The sequence below is a fragment of the Gluconacetobacter sp. genome (genome assembly GCF_047721585.1).
GTDB lineage: Bacteria > Pseudomonadota > Alphaproteobacteria > Acetobacterales > Acetobacteraceae > Gluconacetobacter > Gluconacetobacter dulcium.
Map to the genome: position 1 here is coordinate 1 of NZ_JBDNXE010000075.1, position 19,399 is coordinate 19,399.

Consider the following 19,399-nt stretch of genomic DNA (forward strand, 5'->3'; position numbering starts at 1 on the left):
CTCCCGGAGCCAGGGCTTCGGGAGTGTCGGTATCGGGTATTGCGGGGGCAGGATTGGTTCTCAAATTGTGGAAAAAGCAAGTTGAGAACGAAGTGGAACTAACACACTGCTTCAATACACTTTTTTATGCCCACACCTGATCCCTTACTAAAATTAATAAACTCCTGCCCTCATCAAACAGAGGGCTTCTTTATTCAGAGCCATGCCCGCTTAAGCCTCACACGCCCCAGTCATTCGTGTGCCCACGCTCGTGATCCACGGCGATAGAGATCCCTGTAATGACCCGGTAACGTCAGCAGGTAAGATATATCTATTTGCAGGCTATTATGAACAGCATACTCTCGCCGGAACCGGTCATTTTCCCCAATGCCAGTGTGCTGCCCCGGTGACGGAGTTTGTCGTGCCCTTTCATTTACGGAATAGTGGCCGCCCCGCATCAAGATACTCTTGAGCACAATGAGAACTGAGACGGGTTAATATGAAAACCACTATTGAAGAAGATTCAAAATAACCTCCGAACTCTGTTCGGATTCCTCTTTGGAACATCTCAAATACATACTCGCCGTATCATTAGATATCAGATTTGACCTAAGGGCTTTAACAACCAGTAACGCGAATTGACCTCGCCGTGAAATCGGAGTGCTTTGAATGGGAAAATAATCCACAGTAAGATTTTCTCTTGCGATCCAGTCATCTGATGGAGATGGGAGGTTACGGGTTGGAACAGAAGAAAAATCAATGCCGGAAACATTACCTGCGTGCCACTTAGCCGCCGTTGCACTTATTCCATAAGTCTCTACGATATCAGACAATATTGTTTCATGATCAACTTGACGAAACGCGATTTCTTTTATTGCAGACGGTGGTGCGAGAAATGAAATCGCAAAGGCATTTGCTCTGATTTCAACTACATCTCGCTGTGTTACGCCTATACCCTCGACGATATTATAGTCATCAACTATAAGCTTATTCAAACGCTGATCTGGATCCCAAAGTAAATGGCCAAGTTCATGACAAAGTGTCATTCTCCTTACCCATACGTTCTGATTTTTACCTTTTTCATTTATAACGATCCCGCGACAATTACCATTAGAAAGGGTTGCTCCAGCAAACCTTTCTTCTAGTTCTTGCTGAATGAGAGGCAGTCCCAACCGCTCTTCCACCAATGCCCTTAAACTCTCGACAGGGGTGTCATCGCCCAGCTCCAACACTTGCCTAGCTCGTTGTGCAAGCCGATAACCTTGTCTGTATGTTGGGTATGCATAATTGGAGTCTGGATTAAAGCCGAACTCAGACCGTGAAAATACCTCATAGCCGAGTTGTTCTGATAGAGCTAATTGCCTCTCAATTACCCAAGCGGCTTCCGAAAGACCAATTACAGAAGATATAGAAAAATGAGTGCTATCTTTCGTATCCGAAAGTTCACGAAGTCGCACCCCTAGCGCTTTATCGCCGCGAGCTTCTGGCTGGTATCCAAGTATCCGTTCGTCTAACGCCAAAGCTTGAGCAACCCGTTCAAGATCACGAACAGGAGACACGTGCCCGGGTGATTCAATAGTTTCTAGACGATCAGAAGAAATACCAACCGCTTTGGCCAGTCGTTCAATAGGAAGATTAAATTGTTCTCTTCTATCTCGAAGCGTCTTAGCTGGCTCAACAGAGGTGCTTAGCAGCGGGAAAGAACCATTGCTGCAGATTTGAAACAAGACTTCAAAACCAAAGACGTTCAGTGCTTCGGAAGCGGTCAACACTCGACCAGTTGCGCGAGGGGTCGCGACGGTAATCTGCGCTTGGCTTCGAACAAATTTCCGATCAGAAGAACGCGCCCGTTCCTCTGCGGTCTTTCCATTGCTATTATCACCAAACACAAATCGCAAAACAGATTCGTTATTTTCTTCGATTATGCTACGCATTGTGGCAGCACTCCGATAAACGGATAAGGATAGTCGGCCTCGGTGTCATACCCCATTGACCAAACATGATATCCAGAGTTCGCAAAGGCCAATGCGACCGCATACATTTCGTCCGCAGATCTCGGATGATAGCGACCTGATTGGCCATTCACGACAACAACGTCTTTCAGCAAGAGAAGCTCGCCGCCCGCAAAGGCCGGCGCTCCACCGGTTAAGTTTGTGTGTTTTATTACACCAGTTTCTAAATTTTTACCAAAGCTACATTGTTCGTCTGCATAGACAACGTCTGCTTCCCTTACCGCCCAAAGATCCACCTGTTCCAGATCATTTTGCTCGATTAGCTTCGGCGCGGTAACTGTTGGGCTCTTATCGCCACTAATAGGCCCGTCTGTTAACTGCGTAAGACCATCTTCAGCAGCCATTAGCATAGTTTCATCGTCATTTTTAATCAATTCGGCTTTGGGTTCTCGGGCAGAACCGATTTGAGCGCGAAATTCTGCAAATGCGGCAAGGGTGCGTGTTGCTTCAGCCAAGTGCTGTCAGCCTTCCATTGGGTTCTTAGACACTTAAACCTGATCACTGGGGATGTTGTCTAGTGTGAAGCGGGTGTTCGAGTGGTTGGTAGATCGTTGATTCCGGGTTGTTGGCGTAAGGCGCATAACCGTCGTGAACATCTGACCGTGCGTGGTTGCTTTCTGGTCATGTCGCCTGTAGGCGATCTTTCACTCACACGGTTAATCCAAACAAAACTGACAAAGACGGAAATTCGGTATTAATCCGGTCTGCCAACCTTGCCGTTCACTTAAACCGAGATGAACCGTTAAAGGTCTGAGGTCCGTTACGTTCCCCCTTGCCCAAGGTCGTCAGGATAGGAGCCGCTCCACCAACCAGGCATTGAGATCGGCAATCTCCTTGCCGATGATCTCATGCGCCATCGGATACACATGCCAGGCAACGTCATGCCCCTCGGCACGCAGCCAGTCCCGTGCGAGGCGGGCCGCCGCCAGCGGCACGACCGTGTCGCCTTCACCGTGCCCCAGAAAGACCGGCGTCGCGCGGTTCGCCTCAGTTGCCTCCCTTCCCGTCTGCCCGTCCAGCGGCAGATAGCCGGACAGACCGGCGATCCCCGCCAAGGGCAGCGGGTAACGCAACCCGGTCATCAGCGACATCGCACAGCCCTGGGAAAACCCGCCGATCACGATGCGCCGGGACGGAATGCCGCGCGCGACTTCCTGGTCGATCAGGCTCGCCAGATAGACCTGGGCGTCACGGAGCCCGGCCTCATCTTCCCGCAGAAGCAGGTCAGGCGCGAGAAGATCATACCACGCTGGCATGCGCTCACCGCCGCAGACCGAAACCGGTCGGACGGGCGCGTTGGGAAAAATGAACCGGATCGCGCCGATGGAGCGCAGGTCGAGCGCCTGAGCAATGGGCACCAGATCCCGGCCACTCGCCCCCAGGCCGTGAACAAGGATGATCGACGCGACGGGATTTGGCCCTGTTTCAACCTCCAGCGCTTTCAGCGGCTTCATCCCCTGCTCTCCTTCCTCATCGACGTTCATGACGCTTGATGAAACTATGGTACGGGTATAATCGTATATTATAAAGCATGCGGAGGCTGTCATGAAACTCGAAATCTGGTCCGACTATGCCTGCCCCTACTGTTATATCGGCAAGCGGTTTCTCGAAGCCGCTCTGGCCGAATTCGAACATGCCCGCGAAGTCGAGATCGTTTTCCGGGCTTTCGAACTCGATCCGTCATCGGGTCCGGCAGTGACCACCACAACGCTCGACCGCATCATGCGGAAATACGGCAAGAGCCGAAGCGATGCCCAGGCCATGATCGACCACATCACATCCATGGGCGAGCGATGCGGCCTCGACATGCGCTATGCCTCGGTCCGCTACACCAACACCTTCGACGCGCACCGGCTGACCAAATTTGCCGAGCAGCACGGTCGCGGCGCGGACATGACGGAACGGCTGTTCCGGGCCTATTTCACCGACAACTCCCCCCTCGCCGACCATGACGTACTTGTCGGCCTTGCGCGGGATGTCGGTCTTGATGGCGACGCCGTGCGCGCCATGCTGTCGAGCACCGACTTCGCCGAAGCAGTCAGGCACGATGAAACCCGTGCGTCACAGACGGGCGTTCATGGCGTGCCCTTCTTTGTCTTCGACGGTGCCTACGCTCTTTCAGGTGCGCAGCCGAAAGCACAATTGCTGGCCGCCCTGCGCCAGTCATGGAAGAAGGCACGCAAAACGGCATCCGAAAACCCTACCACCGGCATGACCTGCGACAGCACGGGATGCGTCATCCCGCCTTCCGGCTCCGGCACTCCCTGAGCAAAGGCCGTCCCGCCTGTGCTTCCGTCAGGCAGGCGCACCTTGGCGGGACCGGTCGTATTCGGAAATCGTCTCCTGCGTCAGCGGATCGCTGACAAGCGGCCCGAGAATGGAGTCCAACAGACCGGGAAACCGGCTGTCCAGATCCTCGCGCCGCAGCTCAAGACGGTATTCCCGACCGATATGGCGCTGCCAGACCACACCGCTGTCCCGTAACGCGCGCCAGTGATGGGTCATGGTGGATTTCGGAATCTGCGGCAGCACATCACAGCAGGGATGTTCGCCCCCCACGGCAATCGTTCGCACCGCAGCCAGGCGGATGGGGTTACCCAATGCCGTCAGCACGGCGTCGAGCCGGATATCCTCGCGTTTCGGATGGCGTGCGATCATGCGTGGATTGGTACGCGTATCATGGGAGCGGGTCAAGAAAACGCTGCTTCCGAACCCCCATCGTAAGCCTGTGTCCCAATAAGGCTGGTCTTTAATTCGTATGTACGTCTATATTCGTATCAATGAGACTCGTTCATGACGACCGGAGGCCGCCTTGCCACCCAATTTCCCGCTCCATACCCTCAGTCCAAAACGGATCGCCGCCGCGTCACGCCCGGCCTGGCTGATTCTCGTTGCCTTGGTGCCGGGTCTCACAGGCTGCACAGTCGGCCCGACCTACAAGGCTCCCCCGCTCCCGGACGCCGCAACATTCGGCGAAACCCGATCGGAAACAGCGAACCTCGCTTCGGCCAACTCCCCGCATCAGGCCGCCGGAAAGCCAGGTTCCGACTGGTGGCGTCTCTTTCGCTCGCCCCGGCTGGATGCCCTCGTCACCGAGGCACTCCGGAACAACTGGTCGATCCAGGCGGCCCAGGCCAACCTGCGCAAGGCGGCTGAGGGACTCCATGCCGCACAGGGCAGCCTGATGCCCCAGATCGACGCCACCAGTAGCGAGGGGCGACAGGAATACGGCGCCGCCCTGTTCGGTCCCTGGGCGTGGACCTTCCCGGCCTTCTCCGCCTATTCGGCCGGCCTCGACGTTTCCTATGACCCCGATATTTTCGGTGGCAACCATCGGCTCGTGCAGATGACCGGCGCACAGAAGGATGCCGAACGGGAGCGCCGTGATGTGACAATGCTGCTGGTGATTGGTGATACAGTCCTGACCGCCTTCGAAGCGGCCTCGACAGCAGACCAGATCGCCGTGGTCCGCAGCGTGATCGACACCGACCGGGAAACACTCCGGCTGGCAACGCTCGCCTGGCGGGCGGGCAGGAGGCCCCGGCTGGATGTCGTGACGGCCGAAGCGCAGTTGGCGCACGATCAGTCTCTTTTGCCGCCGCTGATCAATGCCCATGAAGCCGCGCGAACGACACAGGCCGTCCTGACCGGGCATTCGCCCGCCAACTGGACCGCACCGACCTTGACCCTCGCGGATTTCAGCCTCCCACCTGACATCCCTGTAGTGGTGCCATCCGAACTCGTTCATGGCCGCCCGGATATCATCGGCGCCGAAGCCATGATGCGGGCGGCGAATGCCGAAATCGGCGTCCGGACCGCCGACCTCTATCCGCGTCTGACCCTCAGCGCGGCCGTCGCCGCCGAGGGGCTGATGGGCGGCCCCGCCGGCGCGGCGTGGCGCCTGATCGGCGGAGCTGCTCTGCCGCTGTTCCATGGCGGCACCCTGATGGCCCGGAAAAAACAGGCGGAGGAGGATTACCGGATCGCGTTCGATCACTACCAGTCGGTGGTGATCAACGGCTTCCGCGAAGTCGCCGATGGTCTGAACGGCCTGAAGAACGCCTCGACAGAACTGGACAACCAGCTTCAGGCCCTGACCTCGGCCGATGATGCGCTGACCTTGAGCCAAGCCGGGTATCAGGCGGGCCGGGAGACCATCCTTCAGCCGATCAACGCCCGGCGGCTCGTTCTGCTCGCGCGCCAGAACACAGTGCGGGCACAGACCGAGATGTTCCGTCAGACGGTGCGGATCATGGTGGCGACGGGAGGTGGACTGGCCGACGCCCATGTCACACCCGATCAGTGGCGATCCGTCCGGCTCGCGGCGCGATGACCGGCATCTGACGCACGTTCGGCCTCCAATGTCCGGACTTTCCAGCCCTTTAGGTACGTATATCCGCGTAGAACAATAACTTCAGGAGATATCTGTGCGACGCTTCTCCGTCCCCTGGCACCATGCCACCGCTCTCGCGGTGCTGATGTCCCTGCCCGCCGCCGGCAGGGCTGCGGACACTCCGGCAACGGCGGTCTCCGTCTGGCCGGTCAGACCCGTCCCTTTCGCCGCCCATATCGAGACGATCGGTCAGGTCGAGCCGTTCCAGGGGGTAACGCTCTCCCCCGAGATCGCCGGCCGGATCACTGAACTGGATTTCGATTCCGGCGCGACCGTCCCAAAAGGCCAATTGCTCCTGGTCCTCAATGACGCACCGGAACAGGGCGAGCTGATCCGCCAGAGCGGCGAACTGCGGGCGGCCGAAGCCGATCTCGCCCGCGCCCGCTCACTCATCCGCACCGGGGTGGAGAGCCACGAGGATCTGGAGACAGCCACGGCGCGCTTCGAAGCCGCGAAAGGCAATGTCGCCAGAGTGCAGGCGGTGATCGACCAGAAGCATATCCGCGCGCCCTTCGACGGCGCCGTCGGGATCAGACAGATCAATCTCGGCCAGTATCTGAATCCGGGTGATGCCATCGCCACGCTGACGTCCTACGCCCGGATGCGGGTCAACTTCATCCTCGCCGAGGAGAACGCAGCCAGCGTGCAGCTCGGGCAGACCGTCCACCTTACATTCGACACGACGCCGGGGCAGGATTTCACCGCCACGGTCACCACCATCGACCCGCGCATCGACGGTTCGCATACGCTCTCCATTCAGGCCCTTCTCGACGCGCCGCCAGCCGACCTGCATCCGGGGACCTACGCCCATGTCTCCATTGCCGCGAAGGTGGCGCCACACCTCGTGGTCCCGGAAACCGCCGTCACCTATACCGCCTACGGAGAGACGCTTTTCGTCGAGCAGCCATCCACCGATGGCCCCACCGTCACCGCGACGGCTGTACGCGCGGGCGACCGCCGCAACGGGTGGGTGGTCATCGACGACGGGGTGAAGCCGGAGGACCGCGTCGTCACCAGCGGTCAGAACCGCCTCGTCACCGGCATGAAGGTGCGCGAGATCCCGGAAGCCCTGCCTCTGGCCGGCCTGCGGGAGCTGGCACAATGAGTTTTACTGATCGCTTCCTTCGGCGGCCTGTCCTCGCGATCGTCGTGACGATCCTGATCATCCTGTTCGGCATCCGCGCGCTGGGCGGTATCTCGACCCGCCAGTATCCGACGCTGGAAACCTCGACGATCATGGTGACGACCCGCTATCCGGGCGCGTCCTCCGATCTCATGCAGGGTTTCGTGACCCAGCCGATCAGCGAGGCCGTCGCCTCCGTCGAGGGGATCGACTACCTCTCCTCCACCACCACGCAGGGCCTCAGCGTGGTGACGGTGCGCATGATGCTGAATTACGATTCCATGCGCGCCCTGACCGACGTCATGTCCAAGGTGAACGCGGTCAAATACCGGCTGCCGGAAGGCGCGTATGATCCGGTCATCAAACGCACCTCGGGCGGCTTCACCGCCGTCGCCTATATCGCCTTTGCCAGCACGACGCGGCCACTCTACGAGATTTCCGATTACATTCACCGCGTCGCGGCACCGATGCTCTCGGGGATCGATGGCGTGTCGGAGATCAGCTATTTCGGCGAGCAGCGCCTCTCCATGCGGCTCTGGCTCGATCCCGAAAAGCTGGCCGCGAACGGCATGACGGGCGCGGACGTCGCCCAGGCCATCCGGCAGAACAATTTCCAGGCCGCACCCGGCCGGATCCGGGGCGTCTATACGATCAGCAACATCAACCTCAACACGGACCTCAAAAGTGTCGAGGAATTCCGCGATATGGTCCTGCGCTCGGTCGGAGGCCGGGTCATCCGGGTCCGCGATATCGGGCGCGCGGAACTCGGACCGGACAATACCGACACCAGTTCCGAGGCCAGCACGCTGCGCCCGCCTCACGGCAAACCAACGCCGCGACCCGCGATCTTCATCGGTCTCGAAGCCTCCCCGACGGGTAATCCGCTGACGATCATCGCGCGCCTCAACCAGATCATGCCCAAACTCCGGGCCACACTGCCACCGGGGATTGATGTCCGTGTCCCCTACGAGACCGCGCATTTCATCCAGGCATCGATCGACGAAGTCACCGAGACCTTCATCGAGGCACTGCTCATCGTCATCCTGGTGATCTATCTCTCCCTCGGCACCGTGCGGGCGGTGATCGTGCCGATCGCCACCATCCCGCTGTCGATGCTCGGCGCGGTCGGGCTGATGTACACCTTCGGCTTTAGCCTGAACCTGCTCACCCTGCTGGCCATGGTGCTGTCGATCGGGCTGGTGGTCGACGACGCGATCGTGGTGATCGAGAACGTCCACCGCCATATCGAGGAGGGCAAATCGCCCTTCGACGCCGCCCTGCTCGGCGCGCGCGAGGTCGCTGGCCCGGTGATCGCGATGACCTTCACCCTGACAGCCGTCTATACCCCCATCGCCTTTATGGGCGGGCTGACCGGAACACTGTTCAAGGAATTCGCCCTGACGCTGGCTGGTGCCGTTGTCGTGTCCGGCGTGGTCGCCCTCACCCTCTCGCCGATCATGAGCGCCAAACTGCTGAAAGCGAAGGAGAAGGAAGGCTTCATGGAGCGGATGGCGGAGCATGTGTTCGGCTTCATGAACGCGCGCTACGAGGCCGTTCTCGATTTCTCGCTGCACCATCGGTGGATCCCCCTCGGCTCGGCCGCCGTGATCTTCCTCCTGATCCCGGTGATGCTGCATGTCTCGCAGAGCGAGCTGGCGCCCAACGAGGACCAGGACCTAGTCCTGACGGCGGTGAAGGCGCCGCAATATGCCAACCTCCACTATGTCGAGACCTACGCCCAGGCGCTCTACGACAAGATGGACGAAATCCCGGAAGGGCACAGTCATTGGATGATGAACGGCATCGAAGGGATCGCCAACAGCGTCGGCGGGGTCAATCTCGACGACTGGGGTGAACGCCGACGCAATGCCGACCAGATCCAGATGGACCTCCAGCAGCGCGTGGCGGGCCTGCAAGGCACCAGCGTCTTCGTGTTCCAGCTCCCCTCCTTGCCCGGATCGACCGGTGGCCTGCCGGTCCAGATGGTCATCCGCAGTGATGACTCCTACCGCAACGTCTTCGGCGTCGTCTCCCATCTGCGGGAGGAAGCGCAGAAAAGCGGGCTGTTCGCAGTGGTGGACAGCGACCTCGCTTTCGACAACCCTGTGGTACGGGTCACGGTCGACCGGACGAAGGCGAACGCCATGGGCATCCGCATGGAGCAGATCGGCGATGCCCTGAACGCCATGATCGGCGAGAACTACGTCAACCGTTTCGGCTATTACGGCCGCTCCTATGACGTGATCCCGCAATCGGTGCCAAGGGCGCGCCTCTCCCCCGACGCGCTGAAAACCTACTACGTCCGCGACAGGGACGGACATCAGGTGCCCCTGTCGGCGCTGGCGAGCATTCGCGTCGATGTCGAACCCAACCGCCTGCCACAGTTCGGCCAGCAGAACTCCGCCACGTTCCAGGCCATTCTCGCGAAGGGGGCCACGATGGGCGATGCGGTGGCCTTCCTCAAAGCACGGGCAGCGGAGTTTCCGGCCGGTTACAGCTACGACTGGCAGTCCGACGCGCGGCAATATGTGCAGGAAGGCAACGCGCTGGTCTTTGCCTTCGCATTCGCGCTGATCGCGATCTATCTCGTCCTGTCTGTCCAATACAACAGTTTTACCGATCCGCTCATCATCCTGATCAGCGTGCCGCTCTCGGTCTTTGGCGCCCTGATCCCGCTCGCCCTCGGCGTGACGACGCTGAATATCTACACCGAGATCGGGCTGATCACGCTGATCGGCCTCGTCAGCAAACACGGCATCCTGATGGTCGAGTTCGCCAACGAGCTTCTGCATCGCGACCATCTGGACCGGGTGACGGCGATCAGGACTGCGGCCGGCATTCGTTTCCGGCCGATCATCATGACCACCGGCGCGATGGTGGTGGGGCTGCTGCCGCTGGTCATGGCGTCGGGCGCCGGAGCCAACAGCCGCTTCGGACTGGGCACGGTGATCGTCGTCGGCATGATCGTCGGCACGACCATGACGCTCTTCGTGCTGCCCTCGGTCTATACGGTCATCAGGCCGCGCCGCAGCAAGACGGTGTGACGGGCCGTGCGCCGCCCGCCATTCGATCTGTGGCAACTGCTGTGCGTGCGGGCGATCGCCGAGCACGGCAGTATCCACGGCGCGGCGCGTTTCCTGAACACCCGACAATCGGCCATCAGCCGGTCCCTGCACAACCTTGAAGAGCGGCTTGATGTCAGGCTGTTCACCCGCTCCCCAGTCGGTGCCGCACCAACTGCGTTCGGCCAGGAATTCATCCGCTGGAGCCAGACGATCCTGGACAATGTGGCCGGCATGAACGCCCGCGCACGGCGAACGGGCAAGGGCGAGAACGGCCAGATCTCCGTCGGCATCCAGACCTGCGTCCTGCCTGGAAGGCTTTCCGCCTTCACGGCGGAGTTCCGCACCACATATCCCGATATCGTCTTTCGTTATTCCGAGGGCACAGGCAAAAGGCTTTTGCGTCGCCTCCAGCACGGGCAGATCGATTTCGCGGTCGTCACCCGCCGCAATCTGGTCCCTGCGTTACGGGTCACGCCTCTGTGGAGCGACCGCATCGTAGCCGCACTCCCCACCGGTCATCCTCTCGCGACACAACCGGAAGTGTCCTGGGCGGACCTGCGTCATGAAATATTCCTGATCGGACGAGACAACGCTGGTCAGGACTTCGAGACGCTCATCCAGCGCAAGCTCGGGGAGACAGATATCGGCCCGAAGATCCGGCGTCATGATATCGGCAGCAACAGGATCGTCGCGCTCGTCCAGAATCACGAAGGCATCGCCCTGCTTCCCGCCTCATGGCTGCCGCTGATCCGCGATCGGCATGGCCATGACATCGCGATCACGGAAATCCGCGACGCCGGCGGTTCCTCCCATCTGGAGTTCGGGATTGTCTGGCGACCCGACAATGAAAATCCCTGTGCCCGGAGCTTCGCCCGATATGTAGAAGCTCATCGTCCGTGGACATGAGACTACTTTTTCGGCGGTGCTGCTTTTACCTGCCTCCGTGCCCTGGCGAACCCTTTGTCCGACATCATGAACTGCCGGAGCATGGGTGCGACCAGCCGGGCCGGGTCCATCGTCCCATCGTTGCCGGAAAAAAGTGCCGCATAGGCAAGCAGATCGCGATGGATATCGGGAGGTAACGCCACGGTCATTTTCACCGGTTTCTCGTCGGGGATTTCCGTGATCTTCAGCTCTGTCATTTTGGATTTCCTCCATTCTGATAGGGTTTGAGCAACAGATCGCGACTGAGAATGACTGTGAACGGCAGCCCCGGCCGGTCGGTAAGCGTCGGCTGCACCTTCAGGCTGCGATCGATCAGGCGGTTGCCGACCATGGAGAAGCCGTTGCTGGCACCGGAACGGACGGCCTGGGCGAGATTGTTTTCGCTCTGGCTGGTACCCGCCTCTGACCCCACGCTGAGCAGGGTCGTCACCAGGGCGGCTTTGAAAAGCTGGCCCCAATGATTGTCGACCTCGTCGGACAACCCGGACTGGCCGATAGCGTCCGCGACCGGCAGTTTCTCCAGCACGAGGCTCTCGCCATCGGGGAAGATCAGGCGCGTCCAGATAATCTGGGTCCGCTGCTGTCCGAAGGAGACGCTGCTGTTATAGGCCCCGAACAGTGTGCTGCCCTGCGGGATCAGGAGATAACGGCCGGTCGGGCTGTCATAGACGTTCTGGGTGACATGCCCCACGATCTGCCCCGGCAGGTCGGAGCTGATCTTCGTGTTCAGCGCACCCGCGATCACGGTGCCCGCCTGGAGGATATAAGGTGAGGCGGGTGGCACAATGCGATCGGGGCTGATCGTCGCGCGGTCAGGCTGGCCGGCCAGAAAAGCTCGGTTGCCAGACTGTGGGTCGTTCGCAGGGGCTGCTGACCCCTGAGAGACAGGAGCGCCCGGCGCGGGCGAGGTCGCCTGTTGGCTGACACGGTCGCGCTCCCCTGTCTGCACGAACAATTTGCTGGCGATTGCAGCCTCCACCTCCTGCGCGGCCCGGTGGTCCTCCCCACCGGATGCGACTTTTCCCTGCTCCTGTGCTTTCAGGATGGTGTGCCCGAGATCACCGGGCAGCGCTGGACCGAGCTTCGGCACGCCGCTGCCGACATAGTCTGAGGGCAGCCCCGCCAGCCCATCGGCGGACGGGCGCACATCCGTATCCTGGCTGGCGGTCGGTGGCGCTTTGTGGCTGCTGTTCTCCAGCGCGTAGCCCAGAGCAAACGCCACCGCAATCATGCCCACGCCACCGAGCGACCAGACCACGGTGCGACTGAGGCGGACCACACGTGGCCGTTCCGCCCGCAGGCGCAGATCGGGCGGCGGTGATGCGGGATTTCCCCCTGTGGCGGGAGCCGCTGGATTTTCGTCCACTGTCGGCGCTTGCCCGGTCATGACTTCCTGCCATCGGTTCGAACAATGCGCACACGCTGCTCGGACTGCTTGTCACCCAGCCGCAGTTCGGCGGCGGCAAACAGGCGATCGACGATCATCCAGTTCTGCCGCACCCGGTAATTGACCAGTTCCGGGCCACCATCGGCTCCCAGCACGAATAGAGGCGGCAGTTCCCCCTGCCCGATCCCAGCCGGAAAGGCGATATAGACCTTATGACCGTCATCGAAGGCGCGGCTCGGAAGCCAGGGCGGTGTTCCGCCTTTCACCGGCTGAATGGCGTAACGAAAATTCAGGGCGTCGAGATTGAGACCCGTTTCAACGGGTGCTTTGTCCTCTGCCGCACTATCCTGCCGGTGCAGGGCGATCAGGTCATCTTCGGGATAGTCCCACGAGACCGATGCCATATAGGTGGCGGGGGTAGAACGCAGTTCGGCGAGATAGGTGCGCCGATCCGTGTTGACGATCAGATTGGTGGTGAGGTCCGGCCGGGTCGGCTTGACCAGGATATGAATGCGTTTTGTCGTCCCTGCCCCGCTCTCGGTATCGCCGATAATCCAGCGTACGGTATCTCCTGCCGCCACGGGACCGGTGCCCACCAGCTTCTCACCCTGCTGGAGCATGATGTCGGTGATCTCGCCGGGCGAGGCATAGACCTGATAAAGCGCTCCCGGACTGTAGGGATAGACCTGCACCGCATTGATGAACCCGGCCCGCGTGGGCTGGATGCGCGCCGCCAGATTGGCCTGGGTCACACGCGCGGTCGGGTCGGCGACTTCGGGGGCCGGATGTGTTGTGACGTGTCGTGAGGGCAGCGGCTTGAGCTGTCCCGGCAAGGCAAGCGGTCGGGGGACTTCAACCACCCGCACCGGTTTCGGTGGGTCCGGCAGGCGCGTGGCCTGAACAGCGTCATCGTAGCGGATAACAGGCGGATGGTAGTGCTGCGCACATCCGGCCAGGGGCAGGACAAGCAACGGCAGGACACGAAGAGCGCGACGGATCATTGGCCCAGTTCCTTCGACCAGTTGATGGCGGAGACGTAAATTCCGAGGGGGTTTTTCCGCAGGTGATCGGCATCGCGTGGTGTACGCAGAACGACCGACACAATGGCGGTCCAGCGCTCGGTGCCGGTGAACGCCCCGTCGCGGTAATGACGCTCGGTCCAGGCCACACGGAAACTGCCGGGCGAGGCCCGGATCACGGAGGCGATGTCCACCTCGACCTGCTCATGCCCGATCCGCGAGAACGGATCATTGAGGCGGGCATAATCGTTCAGCGCCTGCGCGCCCGACGTGGTGGTGAAATCATAGGACCGCAGCCAGTTCTGCCGGACCACCACGGGATCGGATGACAGGGCGCGCACGTCGTGGACGAACTGCGCCAGATACCAGGCGATCTGCGGATCGGTGGGCATATAGCCCGCTGTCGCGGGGGCCACGACCTGCGCCTGGCCCAGCCGGTCCACCTGCACCACCCACGGGGTGATGGTGCCACGCGCGGACTGCCAAACCAGCCCTACGCCAAGGCCTGCGGACAGAAACAGGGAGCCGAACGTCATCAGCCGCCAGTTGCGGGCCTGCACGCGGGCGGAGCCGATGCGTTCATCCCAAATCTGGGCCGCTTTCTGGTACGGGGTCACGGGTTCGGGCGTGGTCCCGTAGCGGGTGGTGGAGCGACGGAACATCGTCCTCATTCCTTTTCTGACAGATCGATTGAGGAAGATCCGCCCCCGCCGTCGGCGGAGCGAATGACATGCGCGGCCTCGGCAGCATGGGCGGCGGCGTTACGGCGCTTCATCTTCTGAGCCCAGCGGGGCGGCTCGCCGGAACCGCCACCAGAAGGACCGCCGTTTCCACCGCCATCACCTCCTCCAGCCGGGCCACCGCCTCCAGAAGGTGCCGGTCCGTTATCCCCGGCTCCGCCTTCGCCGCCTTCGCCTCCCTCCCCCATCCCGCGCGCGGCCCAGCGGCCGCCGGCTGCGTAGTTTTCTTTGAGGGATGAACCGACACGTGAGGCCGCTCCTTTGACGGCATTCGCGACATTCCCGCCGACGGCCCGGCCCATGCCTCCGATCCCGGCGGCCATGCTGCCCGCGCCGCCAGAGGCGCCTGCGGCTCCGGCCGAATAGGCGGATGTGGCTGCCCCGGCGATCGCGGCCCCTCCCCGCGCGGCGGCAGCCGTGGCGCCAAGGGCTGCGGCACCACCAGAAGCAACAGCCCCGACACCGGCCGCAGCAGCAGCGCCCATGGCGCCCACCGCCATGCCGGTGCCAACAGCCGCTCCCGCGCCAAGCTGGGGCGCACCGGAAATCAGCCCGTTGGCGATGCTGCCGCCAAAAATGGACAGGCCGACAATTGCAAGCGAGGCCAGCACCACCGAGACGGACTGCCCGATCGTGGGAACGTCGCTGCCGTAGGAGGTTGAGAACTGGGCGAACAGAACCGACGCGATGGCGGAAATGACCGCCAGCACCATGATCTTCACACCCGAGGAGACGACATTGCCCAGCACCTTCTCCGCGAGGAAGGCGGTGCGGTTAAACAGGGCGAAGGGAATCAGCACAAAGCCTGCCAGCGTGGTCAGCTTGAACTCGATCAGCGCCACGAAAAGCTGCACGGCCAGAATGAAAAACGCCGCCAGCACGATCAGCCATGACAGACAGAGCACGAAGATCTGGATGAAATTCGTAAAGAAGGCGACAGGACCGAGGAGATTGTGAACAGAGTCCAGAAGCGGCTGCGCCGCATCGAAGCCCGTGGACGCAAGACGGCCGGGCCGCAGGAAGTCTCCGAGTGCCAGACTGCCGCCACCGGCTTTCAGGCCAAGGGCCGCAAAACTGTCAAAGACAGTCTTCGACAGACTGGAAAAATTGCTGATCAAGAAGGAAAAGAAGCCGATATACAGCGTCTTCTTCACCAGCCGCTGGATGATGTCCTCATCCGCCGCCCAGGCCCAGAACAGGCCAGCCAGCGCCATATCCAGCACGGACAGTGTTCCGGCCAGTGAGATCACATTCCCCTTCACCAGACCGAAGCCGCTGTCGATGGTGGTGGTGAAGGTATTCAGGAAGGTGTCGATAACGCCCACATTGCCCATCGCCATGGCGGTCAGTTCCCGCTGCTGCCGAACATCGACACCGTGCCCGGCACATAGGCGTCATGCTGGGAAAAATGCTGATACTGGCCTTCACTTTCTGCTTCCGTGGCCGCATCACGCGCCTGTTGCAGGGCTGTGGCGCGGCCATTGGCAGCAAGTTCGGCCTGAATGTCGGACAATTGGCGGGACTGTAGCGCCAGAAGCTGGTTTCCCGCCTGCGCCGCCTGCAACGCCCCGGTCGATGTCTGGCTGGCCGAAACCAGTTGCGTCATGGCCGAACTGTCGCTCGGGATGTTTCCTACTACCCGAGCCTGCAATTTCAGGGCATCCTCGAACCCGCCCACGGAATTCTGCCAGCGTGTCTGTGCCTGGCTGAACAGGGCGCTATCGGACATGCCCGACGTGACGGATGTGTAGACCTGCTGGTACTGCTGCTCGACGGACTGGACGCTGTAGGCGATATTCTGCGCCTGTGCGAGCAATGCCGTCGTCTGGGAAATCGTCGATTGCAGCGATGACAATGTCGAAAGCGGCAGGCTCGCCAGATTGCGACCCTGGTTAACCAGCATCTGCGCCTGATTGGCGAGAGAGGTGATCTGGTTATCAATCTGCTGCAATTCCCGCGCTGCGATCAGCACGGTCTGGACATGCGCGGCCCCATCGTAGACCGCCCATTGCGCGTGAGCAGGCACGATTGGCGCGATAAACCCCAGGGCAGCTCCAAGGACCGCCACACGTCCGGGACGGAAATATTTTACCCGGATATGGAAAAGTTTTTCCATCATGACACGTCCCCTTCCCGCAGAAGGTCAGCGGCCCACGCAACGCCGCGTGCTTCGAGCCAGGCCGGGAGAAAGCCACCACGTCCGTGTTCCGCCAGCACACTGTCGATCAGCCGGTGATCGTCCTTGCCGGATGCCGCGCACAGCGCCAGGGCAACAGGACCGAGCCCCAGTTCGAACAGGCGATTGCCGCGTTGCGTCTGACAGTAATACTCTCGCTTCGACGCAGCACGGGCGATAATGGCGATCTGCCGGTCGTTCAGTCCGAAATCGCGGTAGAGCGCCATGATCTGCGGCTCGATGGCGCGCTCGTTGGGTAGGAATATCCGTGTCGGGCAGCTTTCCACTACTGCCGGGGCGATCGGCGAATTGGCAATGTCGGACAGGGACTGCGTGGCGAAGATGACGCTGGCGTTCTTCTTGCGCAGGGTTTTCAGCCATTCCCGGAGCTGACCGGCAAAATCTCCGTCATCCAGCACCAGCCAGCCTTCGTCGATGACCAGCAGCGTCGGCCGGCCGTCCAGTCGGCCTTCGATCCGATGGAACAGATAGGACAGCACGGATGATGCAGCGCCCGAGCCGATCAGACCTTCGGTTTCGAACACCACGACGTCGGCGTTACCTACGCGCTCGCTATCAGCGTCGAGCAGGCGGCCATAGGGACCACCCAGACAATAGGGTGCCAGCGCCTGCTTCAGGGCATTAGACTGGATGAGCGCTATCAGCCCGGACAGCGTTCGCTCCTGCAAGGGAGACGACGCAAGGGAATTCAGCGCCGACCAAAGATGGGCTTTGACCTCCGGCGCAAGCGCCACGCCCTCGCCGACAAGGATCTGCCCCAGCCACTCACTGGCCCACTTGCGTTCGTCGGGATCATCAATCCGCGCCAGGGGCTGGAGGGAAACGGCGGAATGCCCATCGCCCTCGTCCATCAGCCCGCCGCCGAGATCGTGCCAGTCACCGCCCATTGCAATCGTCGCCGCCCGCATCGAGCCGCCAAAATCAAAGGCAAAAATCTGCGATCCGGCGTAACGGCGAAACTGGAGCGCCACCAGCGCCAGCAGGACAGATTTGCCCGCGCCTGTTGGCCCCGCGATCAGCGTGTGGCCGACATCTCCGACATGGAGCGAGAAACGAAACGGTGTGGCTCCCGCCGTTTTGCCATAGAAAAGCGGGGCTGCCCTGAAATGACCGTCCATCTCCGGCCCGGCCCACACGGCGGAGAGCGGGATCATATGTGCCAGATTCAGTGTCGAGATCGGGGGCTGACGCACATTGGCGTAGACATGCCCCGGCAGAGATCCCAGCCACGCCTCCACCGCGTTCAGGCTTTCCGCCATGCAGGTGAAGTCACGGCCCTGAATGATCTTTTCCACGAGGCGAAGTTTTTCCGCCGCTATGCTGGCGCTGCCGTCCCACACCGTGACCGTGGCGGTGATGTAAGCCTGTCCGACATCATCAGCACCAAGGGACTGCAAGGCAAGATCGGCATCGACCGCCTTGTTGGCGGCGTCATTGTCCACGAGGACCGAGGCCTCGTTGGTCATCACCTCCCGGACAATGGCTGCAATGCTCTTGCGCTTTGCAAACCATTGCCGCCGGATCTTGGTCAGCACCTTCGTGGCATCGGTCTTGTCCAGCAGGATGGCACGGGTGGACCAGCGATAGGGCATCGCCAGCCGGTTCAGGTCATCTAGGATTCCGGGAAAGGTCCGCGACGGGAAGCCAGTGATCGTCAGGGTTTTCAGATACGCGTCACCGAGTTTCGGCTCCAAACCGCCCGACAGCGGTTGGTCCACCAGTAAGGCGTCCAGGTGCATCGGGATCTCGGGCACCCTGACGCGCTGGTTCCGAGTGGAAATCGTCGAATGCAGGTAGGTCAGGGTCTCGCCGTCATCCAGCCACGTAGCCTCGGGCATGAATCCGCCGAGCAGAGCCAGAAGCCGGTCGGAGCGATCGATGAAGGAATTCAATATGCCATGCGGGTCCGGCCCGTCGCGTTCTCTACCCTCATAGAGAAAACGCTCGGCGCGGCCCGAAGATTCCGCTGGCGGCAGCCAGACCAATGTAAGGAAATACCGGCTCTCGAAATGCGCGCCCTCATCCTCGAACTGCTCCCGGCGTTCCAGGTCGACCATCTGGCTGGCTGCGTCGGGAAAGTCACCGTCAGGATAGAGTGTCGCCGGGACGCGCTGCGCTTCCACGAACACCGCCCAGCCGGAGCCAAGGCGACGGAGTGCATTGTTCAGCCGGCCTGTCACGCCCACCAGTTCGGCAGGTGTCGCACTGTCCAGATCGGGGCCGCGTATCTTTGCCGTGCGCTGGAACGAACCGTCCTTGTTCAGGACGACGCCTTTCTCCACGAGCGCGGCCCAGGGCAGAAAATCCGACAGGAGGGCGGCACGGCTGCGATATTCGCCAAGGGACATCATTGCCCTGCCCTCTCTATGCCCGAAGCCAGGCGGGGTAGCGAAGATGCCGCCGCCCCACCTCAATGAAGAAAGGGTCGCGCTTCGCGCCCCAGACCGCGAGCCCATGCCCCACGATCCAGAACACGGCGCCGACCAGCCACAGCCGCAGGCCCAGCGCGATCGCTGCCGCCAGCGTGCCGTTGGCGATG

At 61.2% G+C, this 19,399-nt stretch carries 16 protein-coding genes and 1 pseudogene; 5 read left to right on the forward strand and 12 right to left on the reverse strand.

What is annotated here, in order from left to right; genetic code table 11:
- Positions 1 to 488: 488 nt before the first annotated feature.
- The 3 genes from ABF821_RS13580 to ABF821_RS13590 form a co-directional block, all read right to left on the reverse strand.
- Positions 489 to 1,913 carry an ImmA/IrrE family metallo-endopeptidase gene (locus ABF821_RS13580; protein ID WP_415530367.1) on the reverse strand — a complete coding sequence of 475 codons (1,425 nt, stop codon included), beginning with the start codon at positions 1,911 to 1,913 and terminating at the stop codon, positions 489 to 491.
- Positions 1,901 to 2,446, reverse strand: coding sequence for a hypothetical protein (locus ABF821_RS13585; RefSeq protein WP_415530368.1), 546 nt, complete (start codon positions 2,444 to 2,446; stop codon positions 1,901 to 1,903). The genes ABF821_RS13580 and ABF821_RS13585 overlap by 13 nt, the downstream gene beginning before the upstream one ends.
- 330 nt (positions 2,447 to 2,776) lie before the next feature.
- A complete protein-coding gene (locus ABF821_RS13590; protein ID WP_415530369.1) occupies positions 2,777 to 3,445 on the reverse strand; it encodes an alpha/beta hydrolase in 669 nt (222 codons plus the stop codon).
- A gap of 91 nt (positions 3,446 to 3,536) precedes the next feature.
- Here ABF821_RS13590 and ABF821_RS13595 point away from each other — a divergent pair, with 91 nt between their 5' ends.
- Entirely contained in the window at positions 3,537 to 4,259 is a 723-nt protein-coding gene (locus ABF821_RS13595) for a DsbA family oxidoreductase (protein ID WP_415530370.1), read from the forward strand.
- A gap of 27 nt (positions 4,260 to 4,286) precedes the next feature.
- Here the strand turns inward: ABF821_RS13595 and ABF821_RS13600 are convergent, their stop codons facing one another.
- Positions 4,287 to 4,685: an ArsR/SmtB family transcription factor gene (locus ABF821_RS13600; RefSeq protein WP_415530371.1), complete on the reverse strand. Its 399-nt coding sequence runs from the start codon at positions 4,683 to 4,685 to the stop codon at positions 4,287 to 4,289.
- Between the two features lie 118 nt (positions 4,686 to 4,803).
- Between ABF821_RS13600 and ABF821_RS13605 the strand changes: the two genes are divergently transcribed.
- From ABF821_RS13605 to ABF821_RS13620, 4 genes are all read left to right on the forward strand, one after another.
- Positions 4,804 to 6,324 carry an efflux transporter outer membrane subunit gene (locus tag ABF821_RS13605; protein ID WP_415530372.1) on the forward strand — a complete coding sequence of 507 codons (1,521 nt, stop codon included), beginning with the start codon at positions 4,804 to 4,806 and terminating at the stop codon, positions 6,322 to 6,324.
- 94 nt (positions 6,325 to 6,418) lie between these two features.
- The gene (locus ABF821_RS13610; RefSeq protein ID WP_415530373.1) at positions 6,419 to 7,489 is read left to right on the forward strand and encodes an efflux RND transporter periplasmic adaptor subunit; all 1,071 of its coding nucleotides are present in this window, start codon (positions 6,419 to 6,421) and stop codon (positions 7,487 to 7,489) included.
- A complete protein-coding gene (locus tag ABF821_RS13615; RefSeq protein WP_415530374.1) occupies positions 7,486 to 10,551 on the forward strand; it encodes an efflux RND transporter permease subunit in 3,066 nt (1,021 codons plus the stop codon). The genes ABF821_RS13610 and ABF821_RS13615 overlap by 4 nt, the downstream gene beginning before the upstream one ends.
- A 6-nt stretch (positions 10,552 to 10,557) precedes the next feature.
- A complete protein-coding gene (locus ABF821_RS13620) occupies positions 10,558 to 11,478 on the forward strand; it encodes a LysR family transcriptional regulator (protein WP_255031412.1) in 921 nt (306 codons plus the stop codon).
- Between the two features lie 2 nt (positions 11,479 to 11,480).
- Here the strand turns inward: ABF821_RS13620 and ABF821_RS13625 are convergent, their stop codons facing one another.
- The 8 genes and pseudogenes from ABF821_RS13625 to ABF821_RS13660 all read right to left on the reverse strand — a co-directional run.
- A complete protein-coding gene (locus ABF821_RS13625; RefSeq protein ID WP_415530375.1) occupies positions 11,481 to 11,714 on the reverse strand; it encodes a DUF2274 domain-containing protein in 234 nt (77 codons plus the stop codon).
- Positions 11,711 to 12,904 carry a TrbI/VirB10 family protein gene (locus ABF821_RS13630; protein ID WP_415530376.1) on the reverse strand — a complete coding sequence of 398 codons (1,194 nt, stop codon included), beginning with the start codon at positions 12,902 to 12,904 and terminating at the stop codon, positions 11,711 to 11,713. The genes ABF821_RS13625 and ABF821_RS13630 overlap by 4 nt, the downstream gene beginning before the upstream one ends.
- Positions 12,901 to 13,905: a P-type conjugative transfer protein TrbG gene (trbG, locus tag ABF821_RS13635; RefSeq protein ID WP_415530377.1), complete on the reverse strand. Its 1,005-nt coding sequence runs from the start codon at positions 13,903 to 13,905 to the stop codon at positions 12,901 to 12,903. The genes ABF821_RS13630 and trbG overlap by 4 nt, the downstream gene beginning before the upstream one ends.
- Positions 13,902 to 14,585: a conjugal transfer protein TrbF gene (gene trbF / locus ABF821_RS13640; RefSeq protein WP_415530378.1), complete on the reverse strand. Its 684-nt coding sequence runs from the start codon at positions 14,583 to 14,585 to the stop codon at positions 13,902 to 13,904. The genes trbG and trbF overlap by 4 nt, the downstream gene beginning before the upstream one ends.
- A 5-nt stretch (positions 14,586 to 14,590) precedes the next feature.
- Positions 14,591 to 16,003: a P-type conjugative transfer protein TrbL gene (trbL, locus tag ABF821_RS13645; protein WP_415530379.1), complete on the reverse strand. Its 1,413-nt coding sequence runs from the start codon at positions 16,001 to 16,003 to the stop codon at positions 14,591 to 14,593.
- Between the two features lie 5 nt (positions 16,004 to 16,008).
- Positions 16,009 to 16,782: a P-type conjugative transfer protein TrbJ gene (gene trbJ, locus ABF821_RS13650; RefSeq protein ID WP_415530380.1), complete on the reverse strand. Its 774-nt coding sequence runs from the start codon at positions 16,780 to 16,782 to the stop codon at positions 16,009 to 16,011.
- Entirely contained in the window at positions 16,779 to 19,211 is a 2,433-nt protein-coding gene (trbE, locus tag ABF821_RS13655) for a conjugal transfer protein TrbE (protein ID WP_415530381.1), read from the reverse strand. The genes trbJ and trbE overlap by 4 nt, the downstream gene beginning before the upstream one ends.
- Positions 19,212 to 19,224: 13 nt before the next feature.
- A pseudogene (locus tag ABF821_RS13660) lies at positions 19,225 to 19,399 on the reverse strand (conjugal transfer protein); the annotation flags it as partial.

What these genes read in the sequence shown, in the direction of transcription:
- ABF821_RS13580 (WP_415530367.1), bottom strand. Translation starts at nt 1,913, where the DNA reads ATGCGTAGCATAATCGAAGAAAATAACGAATCTGTTTTGCGATTTGTG.
- ABF821_RS13590 (WP_415530369.1), bottom strand. Translation starts at nt 3,445, where the DNA reads ATGAAGCCGCTGAAAGCGCTGGAGGTTGAAACAGGGCCAAATCCCGTC.
- ABF821_RS13595 (WP_415530370.1), top strand. Translation starts at nt 3,537, where the DNA reads ATGAAACTCGAAATCTGGTCCGACTATGCCTGCCCCTACTGTTATATC.
- ABF821_RS13615 (WP_415530374.1), top strand. Translation starts at nt 7,486, where the DNA reads ATGAGTTTTACTGATCGCTTCCTTCGGCGGCCTGTCCTCGCGATCGTC.
- ABF821_RS13625 (WP_415530375.1), bottom strand. Translation starts at nt 11,714, where the DNA reads ATGACAGAGCTGAAGATCACGGAAATCCCCGACGAGAAACCGGTGAAA.
- ABF821_RS13630 (WP_415530376.1), bottom strand. Translation starts at nt 12,904, where the DNA reads ATGACCGGGCAAGCGCCGACAGTGGACGAAAATCCAGCGGCTCCCGCC.
- trbG (WP_415530377.1), bottom strand. Translation starts at nt 13,905, where the DNA reads ATGATCCGTCGCGCTCTTCGTGTCCTGCCGTTGCTTGTCCTGCCCCTG.
- trbF (WP_415530378.1), bottom strand. Translation starts at nt 14,585, where the DNA reads ATGTTCCGTCGCTCCACCACCCGCTACGGGACCACGCCCGAACCCGTG.
- trbL (WP_415530379.1), bottom strand. Translation starts at nt 16,003, where the DNA reads ATGGCGATGGGCAATGTGGGCGTTATCGACACCTTCCTGAATACCTTC.
- trbJ (WP_415530380.1), bottom strand. Translation starts at nt 16,782, where the DNA reads ATGATGGAAAAACTTTTCCATATCCGGGTAAAATATTTCCGTCCCGGA.
- trbE (WP_415530381.1), bottom strand. Translation starts at nt 19,211, where the DNA reads ATGATGTCCCTTGGCGAATATCGCAGCCGTGCCGCCCTCCTGTCGGAT.